Origin of the sequence: Natrarchaeobius chitinivorans (assembly GCF_003841505.1) — an archaeon.
Lineage (GTDB): Archaea > Halobacteriota > Halobacteria > Halobacteriales > Natrialbaceae > Natrarchaeobius > Natrarchaeobius chitinivorans.
In genome coordinates this window covers 213,796-232,833 of record NZ_REGA01000002.1, presented here as the reverse complement: position 1 = coordinate 232,833, position 19,038 = coordinate 213,796, and the positions used below count along the sequence as shown (strand labels likewise).

The window sequence follows — 19,038 nt, the reverse complement described above, 5'->3', positions numbered from 1 at the left end:
GAGCTTTTCCCCATAAGTATCGACGCCAGTCCGGATCAGCCGACGAGCAGCCAGAGGATCACCGTCAGTACGATCGTCAACACGAGGACGGTGGTGCCGATGCTCATCCGCAGATGAATCCTCGAGGGGCGGCCGCCATCTGCGGGCTGGCGCTCCTCGACGTCGACGATCGGGAGCCGGCGTGCGGCTTCGTCGGCCGCGATCGCCGGGTTGTTTCCGATCCAGTAGCAGCGTTTGACGAAGCCGACGACGGCGCTGTCGACGGCGGCGTACAGTTCGGTGACCGACAGCATCGAGATGCGACCGACGTAGTACGTCGCCGGGTTGACGATCAGCGCGGGGTCGGAGTAGTCGATCTTCGAGAGCGGTTTGCGGATGAGTTTGAAGCCGACGGCGGAGACGGCGATCAAGATCGCGGCGTCGGTCAGGTGACCGGCGCTGTAGGGATTGAGCGCCGTGTCCATCTCGGTTACCGTGACGCCGTCGACCAGTGGCAACAGGTCCGCGAACACCGGCCACCCGATCGCCGGCAGGCCGAGGACGACGCAGGCTCCGCCGACGGAGAGCATCGCCACCGTCTGTCCGGTCGTCGCGTCCGTGACCGTGTACTCGGCGGGACCGTGCAGGAACACGTAGTAGCCGAGCTTGATGAACGAGAGGAAGGTTCCGATCGCGCCGATGAACAGCAGCCAGTAAAGCGCCTGGTACTCGGGCCCGCCGTAGTAGCCCGGATCCGCCGCGTCTAACACCATTCCCTTGCTGATGAAGCCGCTGAAGCCGGGAACGGCGGTGATCGAGAGCGCGCCGATGGCGAACGCGATCGCCGTCAGCGGCATCTCGCGCCAGAGCCCGCCGAGCTTGTAGAGGTCGTTTTCGCCCGTGCGGTAGATGACGACCCCGACGGCCATGAACAGCAGGCTCTTGTACAGCACGTTGTTGAAGAGGTGTCCCATCGCGCCGGCGACGCCGATCGCCGTGCCGATTCCGATCCCGGCGACCATGTAGCCGAGCTGGGCCTGGATGTGGTAGGACAGCAGCGCGCGCATGTCGTGCTGGAGCAGCGCGAAGATCACGCCGTAGACGGCCATCGCGCCGCCCATGTACGCCAGGTACAGGTGACCGTCCGGAATCGCGCGAAAGAGCACGTACGCGCTCGTCTTCGTCGTGAAGGCCGCGAGGAACACCGACGCGGCGAAGTGCGGTCGCGGGTAGGTGTCGGGAAGCCAGGTGTGGAAGCCGACGAACGCGACGTTGACGCCGATACCGAGCACGGCCAGCAACAGCGGCAGGCCGTCGGCCATGCCGACCGTCTCGCCCGCCTCCGTCACCATCGCGAACGAGCCGGTGACGGCGTACTGGGCGATCACCGCGAACAGCACCAGGCTGCCGCCGATGCCGTGGGCGATGGCGTACCGGTAGCCCGCCCGCACCGCGTCGCCGCCGTGGTGCCAGACCAGCAGCGTGCTCGTCAGCGCCATGATCTCCCACATGAACACGAGGACGAGCCAGTCGCCCGCGAAGGCCGCGCCGAGCGCCGACGCGACGTACGCCAGCGCGAACGCCGCCATCACCCGCGGCGCGTCGCTCGAGTAGGCGTAGATCACGCCGAATGTGCCGAGGAACGCAAGCCCGCCGCCGACCATTCGGGTGAACTCGTCGACGTAGAACGGCTGGATGTCGGCAAATCCGAGGAACGTCGTCGTGAGGTGTGCGCCCTCGGGCGCGAACAGCGCGACGGCGACGACGGACGCGAGCGAGAGCGCTCCGGCCGCGTAGCCGAGCGCCCTCGGTAACACGAGCACGAGCAGCGCCGCCGCGAAGACGAGCAGCGGCGGGTAGGCGTACGTTAGCAGGTCAGGTTCGATCATTCGTCGATCACCTCCATAGCCTCGGCCAGCGAGAGGCCGCCCAGTTCGTCGAAGGAGTCGACGCCGAAGACACTCTCGACGATGTAGATCACGAGTTCGAGGAAGACGGCGTAGTCGGGGACGACGCCGAGCGTAACCGCGCCCGTCGCGATGACGGCGATCGGAACGATCATGAGCCAGGTGCTCTCGGAAAACGGCGATCGGCGCTCCCAGCCGCCGGCAGGCGGCCCGCCGTGGTGGTGGTCGCCGTGATCGTGGTGTCCGTCGGCGTGATCCCCGTGGCCGTCGTGACCGCCCGGAACGTCAGCATCGCTCGGATACTGATCGACGGCGTACTCGTACCCCTCGTCGTCCGTTTCGTCCTCGAGAGGCGTGCCGGCCCCCTTCGCTTCCGTGTCTCCCTCGTCGTCGTCGACCGGACGGGGCTGTCCGCCGGGGGCGTGTTCGTCGTCATCGTCGGCGGGATTCCCGCCGTCGGTCGCGACCGCGCCGTCGTCAGCGACGTACGACTCCCGCTTTCCGCCCGGCGGGAACTCGAGTAGCGGCTTGGCGTCGTGGCGCTCCTCGCTCTCGAAGAACGCGGTGTAGACGACCGGCCAGAGGTAGGCGATGTTGAGAACGCCGGAAACGATCAACGCGGCGGCGAAGATCCAGTAGCCGCCGCCGACGGTGCCGGAACCGATCAGCATGTAGAACTTGCTGACGAAGCCGGCGATCAGCGGCATCCCCGCCATCCCGGCCGCGCCGATGGCGAACGCCGACATCGTCAGCGGCATCCGCTTTCCGATGCCGGCCATCTCGCTGACGTAGTCGGTGTGTGTCTCGACGTGGACCGCCCCCGCACAGAAGAACAGGGTGAGCTTGCCGAACGCGTGTGCGGGGATGTGAAACAGCGCCCCGAGGATGGCGTAGGGGTGAAGCAGCGACAGCCCGAGCACGATGTACGACAGCTGTGCAGTCGTCGAGAACGCGAGCCGACGCTTGAGGTGGTCCTTTCGCAACGCGATAATGCTCGCCGCGGTGAGGGTGAACGCAGCGAGTATCGCCACCGGAACGTTCAGCCCGACCTCGCCGACGCCCGGCACCGACAGCGGCAGGTCGTGGATGAGCCCGGGTCCGAACACCTCGAGTATCACCCGCGCGACGCCGAACGCGCCGGACTTGACGACGGCCACGGCGTGGAGCAGCCCGGAGACGGGCGTCGGCGCGACCATCGCGTCGGCAAGCCAGGAGTGAAGCGGCATCACGGCGGCTTTGACGCCGAAGCCGGCGATCAGGAGGAAGAAGGCGGCCTGTGCGAAGACCGGCTCGGCCGCGGCCGCCTCCGCGAGCAGTTCGATGCCGCCGGTTTCGAACGCGAGGGTGCCCTCGCCCGCGGGATCGACGCCGCTGGTGAGCCAGTAGACGAGAACGGTGCCGGCGAGCAGGAAGACTCCGCCGCCGAAGAACGTGTAGGCGAGGTACTTCCGGCCGGCGATGCGCGCCTCGTCGTCTTCGTTGTGGGCGACCAGCGGGTAGGTGACCAGCGACAGCAGTTCGTAGAAGATGAAGATCGTCACCAGGTTGCCCGCGAAGGCGATTCCCAGCGCCGTCGAGAGGCTGGCGGCGAACGAGGCGAAAAATCGGGTCTGGGCGTGTTCGTCCAGCCCGCGCATGTAGCCCGCGGCGTAAAACGAGGTGAAGATCCAGAGGAAGCTCGCGAGCATCGCAAAGAGCATCCCGAGCGGATCGGCGCGCAGGACGAAGTCGACCCCCGCGAGGAACTCGACGCCCAGCGAGTCGGCGAGACTCCACTCGTAGACGGTGCCGTCCATGACGCCGGGCAGCATGCTCGCGACGATTCCGAACTTGACCAGCGCGGCCAGCACCGACCAGCCTTCGCGGACGTTCGGGTAGCGATACGACGCGACGATCAGAAACACCGCGACGGCCGAGACGAGAACGGCGGCCAGCGGCAGGACGGATTCTTCTGCCATCAGTTGAACACCTCCGAGACGAACGGCTTGAGCAGGTCGCCGAACGCACCGCCGGCGAAGCCGAGAACGACCGCAGTGACCGCGACGGTGACGAGGACGGCGAGCATTCCGAACGAGACCGCACCGGGCGATCCACGGCGGTCAGCGTCCGCGAGTCGCCCGCCGTCTCCGGCGACCGCGGGAGTTTCGTCGGCGTCGCCGTCACCGCCATCGGTCGCGACCGCGTCCGGCGCGTGGGGCGACTCGAGCGTCGACGCCGGTGTGAAGTACATCTTCTCGAGCAATCTGGCGGCGTACGCCAGGGTGAGCATTGTGCTGAGGAAGATGACGCCGGCGACGAGCCAGGACTCGGCCTGGACGGCGCCGACGGCGATGTACCACTTGCCGATGAAGCCGATCGACGGCGGGATGCCGACCAGCGCGATCAGGAGAACGGCCATTCCGGCGGCGGTAACCGGTCGCTCACCGGCGAGGCCGGCGTACTGGTCGACGGTCCGCGCACCGTAGCCGAGCGCGACGATACCGGCCGCGACGAACAGCCCGGCTTTCATCATCCCGTGACCGATCAGGTGGACGATCGCACCGAGGAGCGCGACCTCCGTGACGAGGCCGTAGGCTGCGACGATGAGGCCGAACTGCGAGACCGACGAGTACGCGAGCATCCGTTTGACGTCGAGCTGGATCACGGCGAGCGTGCTGCCCGCAACGACGCTTACGGCACCCACCGTCACGACGATCTCGGTCAGGTACGGCGTGGCCGTCAGGAACTCGGGGCCGAAGACGGTGAACATCACGCGCCCGAGCGCGTACGCGGAGACGGTCGAGACGAGGGCGGCGATCAGCGGCGTCACGCCGTCCGGTGCGTGCTGGTAGGCGTCGGGCTGCCAGGTGTGCAGCGGCCACTGGGCGACCTTCAGCGCGAAGCCGACGAACATGAACGCGAACGCGGCCCGAAGCAGCGTCGGTTCGCCCTCGGCGGCCATCAGCTCCGGAACGAGATCGCCGAGAACCACCATGTTCAACGCGCCGGTCGCCATGAACAGGAAGCCGACGCCGATCAGGTAAAGCGACGCGCCGACGGTGCCCAAGATGAGGTACTTCAGGGCCGCGACCGCGGACTCGGGGCCGTCGCCGCTCGAGATCATCGCATAGGTTCCCAGCCCGACGATCTCGAGGAAGACGAACATGTTGAAGACGTCTCCGGTCATCGTGAGCCCGAGCAATCCGCCGGTCAACAGCAGGTACCCCGCGTAGAACGTGTTCCCGCGGGGGCCGCCGACGCGGGTGTACGCGAGCAGCCCGGCCGCGGTGGCGGCGACGAGCAGGGCGATCAGCGCGGAGAACTCGTCGGCGACGAGTTCGATGCCGATACCCTGGGGCTCCCCCCAGCCGCCGAGGACGTGAACGACGGGGCCAGTCGCGTAGACGTCGGCCGCGAGGTACGCCGTCGCCGCGAACATCCCGGCGGTCGTGATCGCCGTGACCGACCACCCAGTCCGGTCGAATCGGAGTCCAAGGACGATCGGGACGGTCGCCATGAGGATCGGCACGGCGATCAACAGCGCCGGCAGCAACTCGACGCTACTCATCGGCACGCACCTCCCGAAGAGTGTCCTCGCGGAGGGTTCCGTACTCCGCGTAGATGCGGACGATGAGCGCGAGCCCCACGGCGGTCAGCGCGATCCCGACGACGATGGCGGTCAGCACGATGACGTGTGGGAGCGGGCTGGCCATCGCAATCTCGCCGGGGTTCGGGTCGGCCGGGACGATCGGTGCCCGCCCACCCTCGACGAAGGCGACCGCGACGAAAAACAGGAAGATCGCGGTCTGGAAGAGGTTGACACCGATCAGCTTCTTTACGAGGTTCTCGTTGGCGATCATCATGTACAGCCCGATCCCGAGCAGGACGAACATGAGCGCGTAGGCGTACCGGGACGCCAGCAGTTCAATCATCCTCGGTCACCTCCGTCTGATAACTCTCTTCGCCGCGGCCGTCGGGCGTAAAGCCCGCGGCCGTCGCGAAAAAGAGCGTGATGACAACGCCGGCGACGATCAGCGCGACGCCGCCGACCTCGATCGCCTCCATCCCCCAGTAGTGGGCGATGCCGAACGTCTCGACGAACGCGTCGTACTCGAGGAAGTTCCCGCCGAGTGCGATCGTCGCGAGACCGGTGCCGATGAAAATGGCGACGCCGGCGGTGACCAGCCCGACGACGAACGAGTTCTTCAGCCACCGGCGAGTGGGTTCGATGCCGAACGCGAACGCGAGCATCAGGACGGTGACGCCGATGATCGCGCCGCCCTGAAAGCTCCCGCCGGGGGTGTCGGCTCCGTGGAGACTCATGAACATGCCGTAGGTGAGCGTAAACGGCGCGATGATCCTGACCGACGTCATGATCACCTGACTCTCGGTGTAGGTGTCGTCGTACGTATCGGTGCGGGACATTACGTGAACACCTCCCGTTTCAACACGAGTAAGACCGCGATGCCGGCGGCGAAGACCACGACCGCCTCGCCGAAGGTGTCGAACCCTCGGTAGGACGCCAGCACGGCCGAGACGGCGTTCTGCGCGCCGGTGTCCGCGTACGTTTCCTGGACGTAGTAGACCGACGGCGTCGTCTCGAGTGCCTCCCAGCCCCAGACCGGCGCGTTCGGATCGCCGACGGCGTACATGTCCCCGAGCAGGGTAAAGAGGACGAGCACGAACGCGCCGACGGCGACGACCGCCGGCAGGTGAATCCGCTCGAAGAGTCGGTCGGTCGGCGGCCGAGACGTGCGCGCGATGGTCAACAGCAACAGGATGGTGGTGACGCCGGCTCCGATGGCCGCCTCGGTCATCGCCACGTCAGGTGCGAGCAAGAACGTGTAGAGAATCGCCATTCCCAGACTGTACGCGCCGAAGACGACGATCGCCGAGAGGACGTCCCTGAACAGCGCCGTCGCCAGCGCCGCGAGCAGGATGAACACCACGAGGGCGTAGGCGAACGCGCTCACGCGGTCTCACCCCCGTCGACGTCGGAACCGCCGTCGTCGTCGCTCGAGTTCCGGTCGGTCGACGCGGTGCTCGGCTCTCGGGTGTCGCCGTCCGCCGCCGAATCGGCGGTCACCGGTTCGATCCCGGTTTCGGCTGCCGAGCGGGCGATCGCGTGTGCAGCCGTCGGGTTCGTGATGAACACGAAAAACAGCAGCAATACGGTGTAGACCGAAGCTTGCTGCCAGCCGAGCGCCAGCGCGACGGCCGCGAGCGCGAGGCCCGCTCCCAGCGTGTCCGTCTGGGAGGCGGTGTGAGCGCGGGCGTAGATGTCCGGCAGGCGGATCACGCCGACCGCCGAGACGAACGTGAAGAACAGCCCGGCGACGACGAGGACGACGATCGCCCAGAAGCGCGCGGCCTCGATCACAGCACACCACCCCGTTCGACGGTGAACTTCGAGATGGCGACGGCCATCAGGAAGTTGAGCAGGGCGTAGATCAACGCGACGTCGAGAAACCACGGCTCGTCGAGTCCTGCCGCGAGCAATGCGAGAATGACGACCGTGTTCGTGCCGAGGACGTTCACCGCGAGCAGTCGATCCTGGGTCGTCGGGCCGGCGACTGCCCGGTAGAACATCATGATCGCGAGGACGACGAACAGCGCGGCCGCGAGCAGGAAGATCTCTTCGATCGAGACGCTCGACGGAATCACAGTTCGTCACCTCCGACGATCTCGGCGTCACCGCGTTCGCGCGGCGACGGAATTCTGGCAGACGTGCGCCCGTGGAAGACGAAGCGGACAGCGCGCTCGAGTGCGCCGTCGAAGAGGTCCTCGCGGGCCGACGGGATCAGCGTGTGAACGATCAGCCGCTGGTCGTTAGCCCTGACGGTGAGCGTCCCGGGCGTGAGCGTGATGCTATTTGCGAGCGCGAGTAGGGGCAGTCCGCTCCTGACGCGGGCGTTTACTCGCGTCACGACGGGTTCGATCGGCATCGACGGGCGCAAGATGACGAACGAAATCGCGACGTTCGCTTTGACGATCTCCCAGATCAGGTAGGGAACGTAGAACGCGAAGCGAATCGTTCGCACCGGCGAACCGATCCGGTGTAGCGGGAACGAAAATGTGACGTTCGCAAGCGAGAACGAGACGATTCCAGCAACAGCAACGCCGGTAACGAGGTCGAACCAGTAGGTCGGATCGCCCAGTACGAGATAGAAGCCAAAGGAGATCCAGAACAGCGCGAAGTATCGATCGAACCGTTCGGTTCCTTCCCCGACGAGTCGCTCGTGTCGGGCCGGGCGCTCGACCGCCGCCTCGTCGTAGGGAATCCCCGCCGACTCGAGTTCGTGCTCGAGCGGTTGCAGGATCGACGACGTCACACCGGGGTGATACTCCGGGTCGAGAACGACCCGGTCGAGGTCGTGATCGTCGGTGTACTCCTCGAAGATGTCGGCGTAATCCCGCGGGCCGAACAGGTATCTCTCGGTGCCGAGAACGGCCGTTTCGACCGTTACGTCCGCGCTCCCGGCGTCTTCCGTGACCCAGCGTCTGGCTTTCGAGAGGAGCTGTTTCGCTTCTTCGACTTGTTGTTTACCCTCCGGTACCTCGGCGTCGTAGGGCAACGCCACGACCAGGTGAACCTCGAGGGAGTCCGCGTCCTCGAGTCCCGACTGGACGGCGTAGCCGACAGTCTGCCGGACGGTCACCGTCTCAGACAGCGGAACGAGCGTTCGGTCAGCCACCACGGAAGGTCCCTCCGGGTGGGCGTCGTCGGTTACTCATGGCTCTGGTTGATAGTCGATTCAAGCGGTAGCCGTAGGAAAACGATTTCGTTATCCGCCAGCGCTAGCATTTTTTCGGCCTGCCCCGATTCCGGTGATAGTTTTTGGTCGCGACGTCGGTGAACGGTTGCGGGATGTCAAAATCGACCGGGAGAGACGGCGGTGAAAACGGTCGAGTCGTGATCGATCACCACCATCGGTCGGCGAAACCCGTCTCGCTTCGAGACGTTTACCTTCGTTCCGTCCTCACCGTCGCGTGATGACGCTTTACTCGCGGGTCCGGCCGCTCGCGTTCAAACTCCCGCCCGAACGGGCTCACACCCTCGGGAAGCAAGCGCTCAGAGGGGTTCAGGCGACGTATCCGACGCGCGCGCTCGTTTCCTATGCCTACCAGTACGACCATCCCGCCCTCGAGGTCGACCTGTTCGGTACGACCTTCCCGAACCCTGTCGGCGTCGCGGCCGGCTTCGACAAGAACGCGGAAGTGACCCACGCGCTCGAGGCGCTCGGTTTCGGCTTCGTCGAAATCGGGACGGTGACGCCGTACTCACAGACGGGAAACGACCGTCCCCGACTGTTCAGGCTCCGTGAGGATCGGGCGATGGTCAACCGAATGGGATTCAACGGCCACGGAATGGATCGCGTCAAGTCCCGCCTCGAGCGCGATGGCGTTCCCGGATTCCCACTCGGCGTCAACGTCGGCAAGATGAACACCTCGACCGAGGGCGAGGCGATCGAAGACTACCGACGCGTCTTCGACCGTCTCTCGCCGTTCGCGGATTACGTCGTCGTGAACGTCTCCTGTCCGAACACGCCGGAGAAGTTCGACGAATCCTCACCCGACCACCTCAGAGCGATCTTCGAAACCCTGGAAGAGGAAAACGACACCGGGAGACCAATCCTGGTGAAGATCGGACCGGACTCGCCCGAGGAGTCGATCCTCGACCTCGTCGATATCGTCACCGAGTTCGACGTCGACGGCATCGTCGCGACGAACACGACGACCGAACGCGACGGTCTCGAGTCACCAAATCGGGAGGAGTGGGGAGGGCTGAGCGGCGAACCGCTCGCGGATCGTTCGACCGCGCTCGTCCGAACGCTCGCCGAGTACACCGACGGGGAGTTGCCGATCGTCGGCGTCGGCGGCGTCGACTCGGCCGAGCGCGCTTACGAGAAGATCCGCGCGGGTGCGTCGCTCGTCCAGTTGTACACCGGCTTCGTCTACGAGGGGCCGTCGACTGCAAAGCAAATCAATCGAGGGTTGGTCGACCTGCTCGAGCGAGACGGGTTTTCGTCAGTCGAGGACGCGGTCGGTGCGGACCTCGAGTGAGTTCGATCGATCGTACGGCCCACTGTGGCAGACGATTCGGGACGGGTCGGTCACTCGAGACGGTGAGCATTGGCGGCGGTACCACTCGAGGCAGTGGGTGTCGATGAACGTGTTACTCGAGACGGTGAGTATCGACGACGGCATCACTCGAGATGGTACGTATCGACGGATCGGATCGCGTAGCGAGCCGAGAGTAACGCGATCGGAACCGCGAGAAGACCGGTCACGATCGTTCCGGTGACGGCGACGACGAGCCGTGGCTGCTCGAGTGTCGATGCGATCGCGCCGCCGACGAGCGAACTGTGTCCGAGAAGCAGCGGTATCGATACGAGCGCGATAAGCACCGAGTAAACGCCGAAGGCGAGCGTACTCGGAACGATCGCCTTGGTGCTTCGGGAGACGCTGATAGCTTCGAACCTGGGGAAAAGGGCACCGATGCCGGTTGCGATCGGGCCGGCACAGACGATCAGAACGAAGACGCCGACCGCGAGTGATCCGGTCGTTGCGAGACCATGCGGGCTGAGCACGCCAAGCCCCACTGTAAGCGGGACGGCGACCGGGCCGATCAGTAACGCGCCGGCGAGGGCGTGACCCGCCACGAGTGCGCGACCGGGGGCCGGACAGGTGAGCGTCGCCGGGAGGACTGCGCCCTCGTTCCCGATCACGTTGAGCGTGAAGAGAACGCCTGTGATCCAGGCGCTAGTGAGTGCGATCCACAGCGGGAACGAACTGCCGACCGTCCCGGTTTGAATCACGGACAGGACCGGGTTGAGGAGGAAGATAAGCGGGTAGAGTACGAACGACAGCGCGATCGGTGCGCGTTTCGCTCGCTTCCAGTCCGCCACCACGACGCCGACGACCGAACGGGGAAATACGGTTTCGAGACGCGACTCACCGGTTCCGGTCGATTCAGCGGTGGAACTCACCTCGTGTTCGACGGACACGCCATCCGCGTACCACAGCCATTCGACGAGTCGAACGAGCGCGGCCGGGCCAACTACGAGGAACGCTGCGCTGGCGAGAACGGCACCGCCCGCTCGAGCGACCGACACCTCTGCGGTCGTCCCGATCAACGCCAGATCGCCGTACCAGCCGACCGGCGTGGATTCGAGAAGCCAGAAAATCGGCTCGAGAACGGCGACGAAGTTCTGCGTGACGATCACTCCGAAGTACGCGACCCCGAGAAGAACGACGAAGAGGGTTCGCAACCTGGTCAACAGCTTCGAACGGACGCCCGTGTTTCTGACCGCGAGTGCGAGCAGATACCCCGTCGTCAGTGCGGTTGCGAACGCAAGCGCGAGTGCGAGAAACGACAGCGGCGCTGCCAGAAGTGACCGGGCACCCGCGGCGAACGCAAGCGATGCGAGGACGCTAAACGCCGCTGCCGGCCCACCCCAGAGCAGAAGATCCGAGTAGACGATCCCGCCGAGCAACTCACGGTGAGAGACGGTCGTGAGCATCCCATCGAGGCGGTCGGGACGTAACGTCGTCGAGTACGCGCGGTACCCACCGAACCCCGCGACGAGTACCCATGCGTAAATCAGGACGAGACGCCCCCACGTGATCGGCGTCTCGAGGTGTCCGGACGCGAGTTGCGAGCCGAAGAAAAACGCCCCGATCAGTCCGGCAAACGCCATCGGAACGAGGAATATCGCGAGGATGACGAACGTGATCAGTTGCGTCGTGTCCTCCTGGACGGCTCGCCACTGGCGTCGAAATTCGGTCCGACCGATCGCGTCGACGCGTCGCCACTCCGTCATGGTCACTCCGCGGGCCGCGCGTTGTGGGTCCCGTGATCGGTCGTGACCGCGAGGAAAACGTCCTCGAGCGTCGAGTCCGCCTCGCTTTCGATCTGGCGGGTCAGTTCGTCGGGATCGCCTTCGGTCACGACGCGGCCGTCGGAGAGAACGCCGACGGTGTCGGCGAGTTCCTCGACGACGGGGAGGATGTGTGTCGAGAGGAATATCGTGTGTCCTCGATCGGCCATCTCTGCGATCGCGTCCGTGACCGTGCGGGCGGCCCGTGGATCGAGACCGCTCGTCGGTTCGTCGAGAAAGACGACCTCGGGTTCGTGCAACAACGCCTGAATCAGTCCGACCTTCTGGCGCATCCCTTTCGAGTAGTCGTCGATTCGTTTGCCCGCATCTCCGGTCAGCCCGAAGCGGTCGAGCCACGACTCGATCCGCCCGTTCGCTCGCTCGGCGGGGATGTCACGTAACCGAGCGACGTACTCGAGTTGTTCTCGGCCGGTGAGTTCGTCGAAGACGGGGGGATCTTCGGGGAGATAGCCGATCGAGCCCCGAACGGCGTCGCGGTTGCGTACGGGGTTGCCCGCGATCCACGCCTCGCCCGAAGTCGGCCGCGTGAGCGTCGTGAGCATGCGCATCGTCGTCGTCTTTCCGGCCCCGTTCGGACCGAGAAAGCCGTAAACGGTACCGGATTTCACGGCGAGATCGACGCCGTCGACGGCGACGGACGTACCGAAGCGTTTCGTCAGGCCATCGGCGTCGATCGCGAGTGTCGGGGAGGGCATCGTACGTATCGAGTTCGAGGTCACCCCACACTAATGTTTGGTTATCCGACACTGACGAAAACGGACGGTCGGCGTCTCGTGCGGATTGCTATCACCGGTTATCGGAGCGACCGCCGGGCGGCACTCGGCCCCCAGAAATGACTGACGGTCGACACCAGACCCACGTAAATGACTGACAGTAGCCGTATCAGTCGACGTCGACTCGAGTTCCGTATCCCGATTCGCCGACGAGTTCGCCGTCGTCGTAGACGATCTCGCCTCTGACGACCGTCGTCTTCGCTTTGCCGGTAAACGATTCCCCTTCGAACGGAGTGACTCGACTCTTCGAGTGGAGATCGTGGCGGTCCTTGAGGGTCCACGCTTCGGATGGGTCGACGATCGTGAAGTCGGCGTCCGTCCCGATCCGAAGCGACCCCTTCTGAGGATACATCCCCCAGATCTGGGCCGGCCGCCGTGAGTGACGTCGAACCCACTCCTCGAGGGTTAGTCGTCCCTGATCGACGAACGAGAGCATCGCGGGAACTTCGGTCTCGAGGCCGACGAACCCCGAAATCGCCTCCCAGGTGTTCCCGAACGGGTCGTCGACTTTCTTCTCCTCGTCGGTGTGCGGTGCGTGGTCGGTCGCGATGCAGTCGATCGCGCCGTCGTCGATGCCGACTTGCCAGAGTTTCTCCCGTTCGTCGGCGTCGCGGATCGGCGGTTGGATTCGGGCGACGTTGCCCTTCTCGCGTACGACGTCCTCGGTAAACCACAGGTAGTGGGGTGTCGTCTCGGCCGTCACGTCGACGCCGCGTTCTTTCCCCCGAGCGACGGCTTCCGCGGCCGATCCCGAGGAAACGTGAAACATGTGGATCTTCACCCCGGTCTCCTCCGCGAAGGTGACCATCCGCTCGACGGCCTCCCGTTCGGCGATAACCGGCCTCGAGTGGGAGTGATCGATTGGATCGTTTCGTCCCTCAGACTGGAACCGCTTGGTGTACTGATCGATGATCTCGCCGTTTTCCTCGTGAAACCCGAGCCGTTTGCCCGTCTCGCGGATTTTCCCCATCGCCTCCAGGATTTCACCGTCGTTCGGCGGCGGGACGTCCCCGACCGTCGAGCCGAGGAAGATCTTGTACCCCAGTGCGCCTGCGTCGTCGATATCGGGAATAAGATCGAGATTCTCGCTCGTGACGACGGCATAGCTCTGGAAGTCCACGTGAGCCGACGCCTCGCCGCGCTCGAACTTCGTCTCGAGGTGCTCGGGCCGATCGATGACGGGATCCGTGTTCGGCATCCCGACGACGGTGGTCACCCCGCCGGCCGCCGCGGCCCGCGTGGCCGACTCCCAGTCTTCTTTGTACTCGAGTCCGGGTTCGCGATTGTGGATGTGACAGTCGACGATCCCGGGAACGAGAACCCCTCCGTTCGCGTCGAACGCGCGATCCGCGTCGGGGAGTCGGTCGCTTCGACCGATGGCGACGATCGTTCCGTCCTCGACTGCAACCCCCGAATCGGGTGAACGGCCCTCGGGTGTGACGACGGTACAGTTTTGCACGACGAGATCGACGGTCATTGCCGTTGCGTTGCCGAGGGGCGTGCATATACCTTCTGTTGACACCATTCCGTTCGATTTCACCCGCCCAGGTTCGGTCGCGTGCTATCCATCCGTTTGCACTCTCCACAGGTACACGCTACACGGCAATAGACATCTCATACTAAACGGATGGAGTGTGTTGTGGTCGGTGATGGACTCGCCAGCGATTCGCGACAGGACGGTGCTCGTCACCGGCGGTGCAGGATTCATCGGAAGCCATCTCGTCGACGCGCTCGTTTCGGACAACGACGTCCGGGTGCTCGACGACTTCTCGACCGGCGATCGGGATCGGGTCCCGGACGGGGCGACGCTGATCGAGGGAGACCTCGCCGATCCGGAGACGCTCGAGCGAGCGATGGCCGGCGTCGACCTCGTCTTTCATCAGGCCGCGATCGTCAGCGTCACCGAAAGCGTCGACGACCCGCGACGGAGCCACGAAACCAATCTCGAGGCGAGCCTTCGATTGCTCGAACGGGCGCGCGTGGAGGACGCCCGGGTCGTCGTCGCCTCGAGTGCAGCGATCTACGGCCATCCCGACGAACTCCCGGTGACGGAGTCGGCGTCGACGAATCCGACGTCACCGTACGGCGTCCAGAAACTCGCACTCGACCAGTACACCCGTCTCTACGCGGACCTGTACGGGCTTCCCACCGTCGCCTTGCGGTATTTCAACGTCTACGGCCCACGGCAGCGCGGGCCCTACAGCGGGGTCATTTCGACGTTCCTCGAGCAGGCCCGGGCAGACGAGCCGATTACGATCGAAGGCGACGGAGAACAGACGCGCGACTTCGTCCACGTGAGTGACGTCGTTCGGGCGAACCTGCGGGCGGCTACGACGGATTCGGTGGGCAGCGCGTACAACGTCGGAACTGGCGATCGAACGTCGATTCAATCGCTCGCCGAAACCGTCCGCGATGCCGTCGGTTCGTCGTCGTCGATCGTCCACCGGGACCCGCGGCCCGGCGACATCAGACACAGCGGTGCAGACGTCTCGAAAGCCGAGCGCGAACTCGGTTTCGAGTCCCGCATCGGGCTCGAGACCGGGATCGAAGCGCTCGTCGACGGGGCAGATCTCTCGTCTCGAAGGGTCAGTTCGATCGTCGAGTCACACTCGGAAGGGGCCTGACCGGGTTTCAGACCGAAACGAAGTCTCCGCCGGAAATGAGACCCAGCATCTATAGTAGCCACTGGAAGTCACTGCACACCTGATCGCACGAGGTGTACGCGGTTCGGAGCGAGTGGAACGAGCGAGAACCGCGGAATGGCGAACGGGGAACGCAGTGACCCGTGAACGAGTGGAACGAGCGAGAACCGCGGAATGGCGAGCGGGGAACGACGTGACCCGTGAGCAAGTGTAACGAACGAGAACCGCGATATAGCGAACGGGGAACGCAGTGACCCCTGAGCTGTGCGATCGGTGTGTAAATAGTTCCAGTTGTTACTATATTCCTCTGATAAAAGCTCTCCGGCAGAATCGCCCGATGTGACATCGGATTTCAGTGACGTGGCGGTCCAACGCGCACCCACATCTCCGGATAAAGTCCGGCAACCATCCCGGGGGAACCACCTCGTTTCAACTGAACGGATACTCACCTTACTCCCGTCAATAGCCCGCGAACCTTCTGTTGAAATGCGAGACAGGTTTTTGTAGGTGAAAGATAACTATCGGCGTCCGGCGTTTTGTTCACTGGTATGATCGACAGCCTCATCGTATTCGCCATCAGCCTTCTGATCGGCGCGATCGGCATCTACGCCGGCGCGAAAGTGATCGTCGACGCCGAAGATTACACGTACGCGATCATCACCGCGCTGATCGGTGCGATCGTCTGGGGGGTCGTCGGATTCTTCTTCGGCTGGATCCCGCTGCTCGGGCCGCTTCTCGTCTTCGTCGCGTATTTGGCGGTGATCAACGCTCGATATCCCGGCGGATGGGTCGACGCGGCAGCGATCACTATCGTCGCCTGGCTGTCCGTTCTCGTCGTCCTGTACGTCCTCGCGTTCCTGGGCGTGACAGGATTCGACGCCGTCGGGGTCCCTGGCATCTAACGGGCCGACACCAGTGGTGTCGCCCGCCGCCGGACGGATGCCCCTGACTGAAGCAGTCACTGGTAGACGTTCACCGTCTAATACAGTCTTACTGCGTAAACCCGGATAGAATCCGGGCTAGTTGTATCGAACGTCTGGACGAGTTTATTCGACTCGTTCGAGAACTCTTTTTCGCCACGATGGGATCGGAGTGCTGACGCTCTCCAACCGGGCGCGGTTCGTCGGATTCCCGGACTATCAATAATAACTGATATACAGATGAACCAAAACAGTACATGATCAATAAAAAATGCTTAGGTGATGGCCATCGTTCGCACAGTATCGACTGATCGAGTCGGATTCACGTAGATGCTATGAACATCCACTCCAGAGCGCAAATGTACACGGCTGCGGTCGCAATATCGGCGGGCCGCCCGGTCGTACCCGCCCTCGAGAGCGGTCAGTGGCTCGTTCACGGTACGTGGGCCCCCCTGGTTGCTGGAGGGCGTTCTCATCTCGCAGCGATCGCCGGGATCGTCGGGCTCGTTTTACTCGGCTGCGGCCTCGTAATCCGAAATCGACTCGAGGAACGCCGATCGCTCGGAAACATCGGCGAGACATCTCGCGACGAGTTCATGACCGATCGAGAGAGAGTACAGAAACTCGTCAGCGAAAACGGCGGCCGAATGAAACAGTCGAAGATCGTCGACTCCGTCGACTGGTCGAAAGCGAAGGTCAGTCGACTGTTGGCCGAACTCGAGGAAGACGAGCAGATCACGAAGCTCCGCCTCGGTCGAGAGAATCTCGTCTGTTTGCCGGATCACGAGCCGACGGCCTCAAAGTCGCCGGAACAGCCGAAAAGCGAGTAGGTGCGACGGCCGTAATGAAGCTTTGCTCGGCGCTAATACCTCATAGAGACTGCGGGGCGGTCCATAGTATTTCCTTTCTCCCCGAAATCGTTGCGCCGGTTTATGCGCTAAAACGGCGTTGACCCAATGCCTTCACGGCAACACATGAACGCACGCAAGAAGCTACTCGTAGTACTCACTGCGCTGATGATGGTGAGCTCGGGCGGGGCGATGGCTGTCGGTGCAGCACCGGCGACAGCCGTCGACGAGCACGATGCTGACGCCAGTGACGAACTCGGCGATGAAGAATCGCTAACCGTTACAATCGAACACGCGACGATTTACGTCGTCCACGACGTGGATGACGTCCCGGACGACGCTGACGAACTCGAGGAGGACGATGATCTCGAGGACGATGCCGTTGACGACGACGAGAACGGCGTTGACGACGCTGACGACGACGAACTCGACGACGAGAACGGTGTTGACGACGCTGACGACGCCGTTGATGACGACGAAAACGGTGTCGACGATGCTGACGACGCCGTTGACGATGACGAGAACGGTGTCGACGACGCCGACGACGACGAAAACGGCGTTGACGACGCTGACGACGACGAACTCGACGATGACGCCGTCGACGATGACTGGACCGTAATAGAGATGGAGGACGTCAGTCTCGACGTTACCATCGATCAGGCGACCGTCATGAACCTCGACGACCACGAACTCGAGGATGACGGCGTTGACGACGCTGACGACGACGCCGTTGACGACGAAAACGGTGTCGACGATGCTGACGACGACGAACTCGACGATGACGAGAACGGTGTCGACGATGAAGAACTCGAGGACGACGGCGTCGATGAAAACGATCATACGGAGGTCACGATAGACCAGGCAACGATCTTCGTCGTACTCGAGGACGACGACGAACTCGAGGACGACGACGAACTCGAGGACGACGTTGACGACGCCCTAGACGATGACGAGAACGGCGTCGACGATGCCGACGACGACGCCCTAGACGATGATGAGAACGGTGTCGACGATGCCGACGACGACGAACTCGACGACGACAACGGCGTCGACGACGCTGACGACGACGTCCTCGACGATGATGAGAACGGTGTCGACGATGCCGACGATGACGAACTCGACGACAACGGTGTCGACGACGACATGGAGGATGAGATGGACGTCGCCTTCGGTCAGGCGACGATCTTCGTCCTCGTCGATGGAATAGACGACGAACTCGAGGACGACGACGAACTCGACGACGACAACGGTGTCGACGACGCCGACGACGGTCTAGACGATGATGAGAACGGTGTCGACGACGCTGACGACGACGCCCTCGACGATGACGAAAACGGTGTCGACGACGCTGATGACGGACTCGACGACGAGAACGGTGTCGACGACGCCGACGACGACGCCATAGACGAAAACGGCGTTGACGATGAACACAGTCAGGTTACGATCGACCAGGCAACGATCTTCGTCGTCCACCAACTCGAAGACGTTCACGAGGAAGAGATCCCAGAGGATGACGACGAACTCGACGACGACAACGGTGTCGACGACGCTGACGACGATGCCCTCGACGACGACAACGGCGTCGACGACGCTGACGACGATGCCCTCGACGATGAGGACGTTGGGGAAGACGACGAATCGGTGACCGACGCGGAACGAATCGAAGTCACCATCGAACAGGCTAACATCTTCGTCCTGGAAGAATCACCCGACGAACCGGTTGAAGAGGAACCGGTCGACGATGAAGAACCGGTTGAAGAGGAACCGGTCGACGATGAAGAACCGGTTGAAGAGGAACCGGTCGATGAGGAAGAACCGATGTCGTTCACTGTGGACGCTCTCGAGGCACCTCAGACCGCGGAGGTCGGTGAGACGATTACCGTGACGGCCACGGTAACGAATCCTGGCGAGACTGAAGACACCCAGGACGTCCAGTTCCGACTGGAAGGTGACCTCCTCGCGTCACAGGAAGTAACGCTCGATGCGGGTGAAACCGACGACGTCGTATTCGACGTCGAGACAGACGGACTCGAAGCCGGTGAGTACATCCACATGGTGCTCACCGACGAGTTCGGAGAGGTCGCGATC

17 protein-coding genes and 1 pseudogene are annotated in these 19,038 nt (G+C 63.7%); 6 read left to right on the top strand and 12 right to left on the bottom strand.

The annotated features are described in order from the left end of the window. Positions 1-35: 35 nt before the first annotated feature. The 9 genes from EA473_RS03565 to EA473_RS03525 form a co-directional block, all read right to left on the bottom strand. Complete coding sequence (locus EA473_RS03565) at positions 36-1,868, bottom strand: Na(+)/H(+) antiporter subunit D (protein ID WP_124194297.1); 1,833 nt, start codon at positions 1,866-1,868, stop codon at positions 36-38. After that, complete coding sequence (locus tag EA473_RS03560) at positions 1,865-3,844, bottom strand: proton-conducting transporter transmembrane domain-containing protein (protein WP_124194296.1); 1,980 nt, start codon at positions 3,842-3,844, stop codon at positions 1,865-1,867. The genes EA473_RS03565 and EA473_RS03560 overlap by 4 nt, the downstream gene beginning before the upstream one ends. After that, positions 3,844-5,433: a proton-conducting transporter transmembrane domain-containing protein gene (locus EA473_RS03555; RefSeq protein WP_124194295.1), complete on the bottom strand. Its 1,590-nt coding sequence runs from the start codon at positions 5,431-5,433 to the stop codon at positions 3,844-3,846. The genes EA473_RS03560 and EA473_RS03555 overlap by 1 nt, the downstream gene beginning before the upstream one ends. Continuing rightward, entirely contained in the window at positions 5,426-5,797 is a 372-nt protein-coding gene (locus EA473_RS03550) for a cation:proton antiporter subunit C (RefSeq protein ID WP_124194294.1), read from the bottom strand. Before EA473_RS03550 ends, EA473_RS03555 begins: the two co-directional genes overlap by 8 nt. After that, positions 5,790-6,290 (bottom strand): MnhB domain-containing protein, encoded by a 501-nt coding sequence (locus tag EA473_RS03545; RefSeq protein WP_124194293.1) that lies wholly within the window; start codon positions 6,288-6,290, stop codon positions 5,790-5,792. Before EA473_RS03545 ends, EA473_RS03550 begins: the two co-directional genes overlap by 8 nt. Continuing rightward, positions 6,290-6,838 (bottom strand): DUF4040 domain-containing protein, encoded by a 549-nt coding sequence (locus EA473_RS03540; protein WP_124194292.1) that lies wholly within the window; start codon positions 6,836-6,838, stop codon positions 6,290-6,292. Before EA473_RS03540 ends, EA473_RS03545 begins: the two co-directional genes overlap by 1 nt. After that, a complete protein-coding gene (gene mnhG / locus EA473_RS03535) occupies positions 6,835-7,245 on the bottom strand; it encodes a monovalent cation/H(+) antiporter subunit G (RefSeq protein ID WP_124194291.1) in 411 nt (136 codons plus the stop codon). The genes EA473_RS03540 and mnhG overlap by 4 nt, the downstream gene beginning before the upstream one ends. Further along, positions 7,242-7,457: a cation:proton antiporter gene (locus EA473_RS03530; protein WP_394341294.1), complete on the bottom strand. Its 216-nt coding sequence runs from the start codon at positions 7,455-7,457 to the stop codon at positions 7,242-7,244. Before EA473_RS03530 ends, mnhG begins: the two co-directional genes overlap by 4 nt. Positions 7,458-7,525: 68 nt before the next feature. Continuing rightward, entirely contained in the window at positions 7,526-8,563 is a 1,038-nt protein-coding gene (locus EA473_RS03525; RefSeq protein WP_124194289.1) for a monovalent cation/H+ antiporter subunit E, read from the bottom strand. A 170-nt stretch (positions 8,564-8,733) separates the two neighbouring features. On the opposite strand from EA473_RS03525, the gene EA473_RS22995 reads away from it, so the two are divergent. Next, complete coding sequence (locus tag EA473_RS22995) at positions 8,734-8,859, top strand: hypothetical protein (RefSeq protein ID WP_279387617.1); 126 nt, start codon at positions 8,734-8,736, stop codon at positions 8,857-8,859. Next, the gene (locus EA473_RS03520) at positions 8,859-9,929 is read left to right on the top strand and encodes a quinone-dependent dihydroorotate dehydrogenase (RefSeq protein WP_124194288.1); all 1,071 of its coding nucleotides are present in this window, start codon (positions 8,859-8,861) and stop codon (positions 9,927-9,929) included. Before EA473_RS22995 ends, EA473_RS03520 begins: the two co-directional genes overlap by 1 nt. Before the next feature lie 143 nt (positions 9,930-10,072). Here the strand turns inward: EA473_RS03520 and EA473_RS03515 are convergent, their stop codons facing one another. The 3 genes from EA473_RS03515 to allB all read right to left on the bottom strand — a co-directional run bounded on the left by EA473_RS03515 (position 10,073) and on the right by allB (position 14,017). Continuing rightward, complete coding sequence (locus EA473_RS03515) at positions 10,073-11,689, bottom strand: hypothetical protein (protein WP_124194287.1); 1,617 nt, start codon at positions 11,687-11,689, stop codon at positions 10,073-10,075. Between the two features lie 2 nt (positions 11,690-11,691). Beyond that, entirely contained in the window at positions 11,692-12,462 is a 771-nt protein-coding gene (locus EA473_RS03510; protein WP_124194286.1) for an ABC transporter ATP-binding protein, read from the bottom strand. 187 nt (positions 12,463-12,649) lie between these two features. Next, positions 12,650-14,017 (bottom strand): allantoinase AllB, encoded by a 1,368-nt coding sequence (gene allB, locus EA473_RS03505; protein ID WP_124194285.1) that lies wholly within the window; start codon positions 14,015-14,017, stop codon positions 12,650-12,652. A gap of 172 nt (positions 14,018-14,189) precedes the next feature. Here allB and EA473_RS03500 point away from each other — a divergent pair, with 172 nt between their 5' ends. The 4 genes and pseudogenes from EA473_RS03500 to EA473_RS23150 all read left to right on the top strand — a co-directional run. Then, positions 14,190-15,164 carry an NAD-dependent epimerase/dehydratase family protein gene (locus tag EA473_RS03500; RefSeq protein WP_124194284.1) on the top strand — a complete coding sequence of 325 codons (975 nt, stop codon included), beginning with the start codon at positions 14,190-14,192 and terminating at the stop codon, positions 15,162-15,164. Positions 15,165-15,730: 566 nt separating this feature from the next. Beyond that, positions 15,731-16,084 carry a hypothetical protein gene (locus EA473_RS03495; protein WP_124194283.1) on the top strand — a complete coding sequence of 118 codons (354 nt, stop codon included), beginning with the start codon at positions 15,731-15,733 and terminating at the stop codon, positions 16,082-16,084. A 377-nt stretch (positions 16,085-16,461) separates the two neighbouring features. Next, the gene (locus EA473_RS03490; RefSeq protein WP_243645180.1) at positions 16,462-16,932 is read left to right on the top strand and encodes a helix-turn-helix transcriptional regulator; all 471 of its coding nucleotides are present in this window, start codon (positions 16,462-16,464) and stop codon (positions 16,930-16,932) included. 126 nt (positions 16,933-17,058) lie between these two features. Continuing rightward, positions 17,059-19,023, top strand: a pseudogene (locus EA473_RS23150) (CARDB domain-containing protein); the annotation flags it as partial. Positions 19,024-19,038: the final 15 nt, after the last annotated feature.

Bases quoted from the DNA above. Each gene is read 5' to 3' on its own strand.
- EA473_RS03565 (WP_124194297.1), bottom strand. From the start codon at position 1,868: ATGATCGAACCTGACCTGCTAACGTACGCCTACCCGCCGCTGCTCGTC.
- EA473_RS03560 (WP_124194296.1), bottom strand. From the start codon at position 3,844: ATGGCAGAAGAATCCGTCCTGCCGCTGGCCGCCGTTCTCGTCTCGGCC.
- EA473_RS03555 (WP_124194295.1), bottom strand. From the start codon at position 5,433: ATGAGTAGCGTCGAGTTGCTGCCGGCGCTGTTGATCGCCGTGCCGATC.
- EA473_RS03550 (WP_124194294.1), bottom strand. From the start codon at position 5,797: ATGATTGAACTGCTGGCGTCCCGGTACGCCTACGCGCTCATGTTCGTC.
- EA473_RS03545 (WP_124194293.1), bottom strand. From the start codon at position 6,290: ATGTCCCGCACCGATACGTACGACGACACCTACACCGAGAGTCAGGTG.
- EA473_RS03530 (WP_394341294.1), bottom strand. From the start codon at position 7,457: ATGATGTTCTACCGGGCAGTCGCCGGCCCGACGACCCAGGATCGACTG.
- EA473_RS22995 (WP_279387617.1), top strand. From the start codon at position 8,734: ATGTCAAAATCGACCGGGAGAGACGGCGGTGAAAACGGTCGAGTCGTG.
- EA473_RS03520 (WP_124194288.1), top strand. From the start codon at position 8,859: ATGACGCTTTACTCGCGGGTCCGGCCGCTCGCGTTCAAACTCCCGCCC.
- EA473_RS03515 (WP_124194287.1), bottom strand. From the start codon at position 11,689: ATGACGGAGTGGCGACGCGTCGACGCGATCGGTCGGACCGAATTTCGA.
- EA473_RS03510 (WP_124194286.1), bottom strand. From the start codon at position 12,462: ATGCCCTCCCCGACACTCGCGATCGACGCCGATGGCCTGACGAAACGC.
- allB (WP_124194285.1), bottom strand. From the start codon at position 14,017: ATGACCGTCGATCTCGTCGTGCAAAACTGTACCGTCGTCACACCCGAG.
- EA473_RS03500 (WP_124194284.1), top strand. From the start codon at position 14,190: ATGGACTCGCCAGCGATTCGCGACAGGACGGTGCTCGTCACCGGCGGT.
- EA473_RS03495 (WP_124194283.1), top strand. From the start codon at position 15,731: ATGATCGACAGCCTCATCGTATTCGCCATCAGCCTTCTGATCGGCGCG.
- EA473_RS03490 (WP_243645180.1), top strand. From the start codon at position 16,462: ATGTACACGGCTGCGGTCGCAATATCGGCGGGCCGCCCGGTCGTACCC.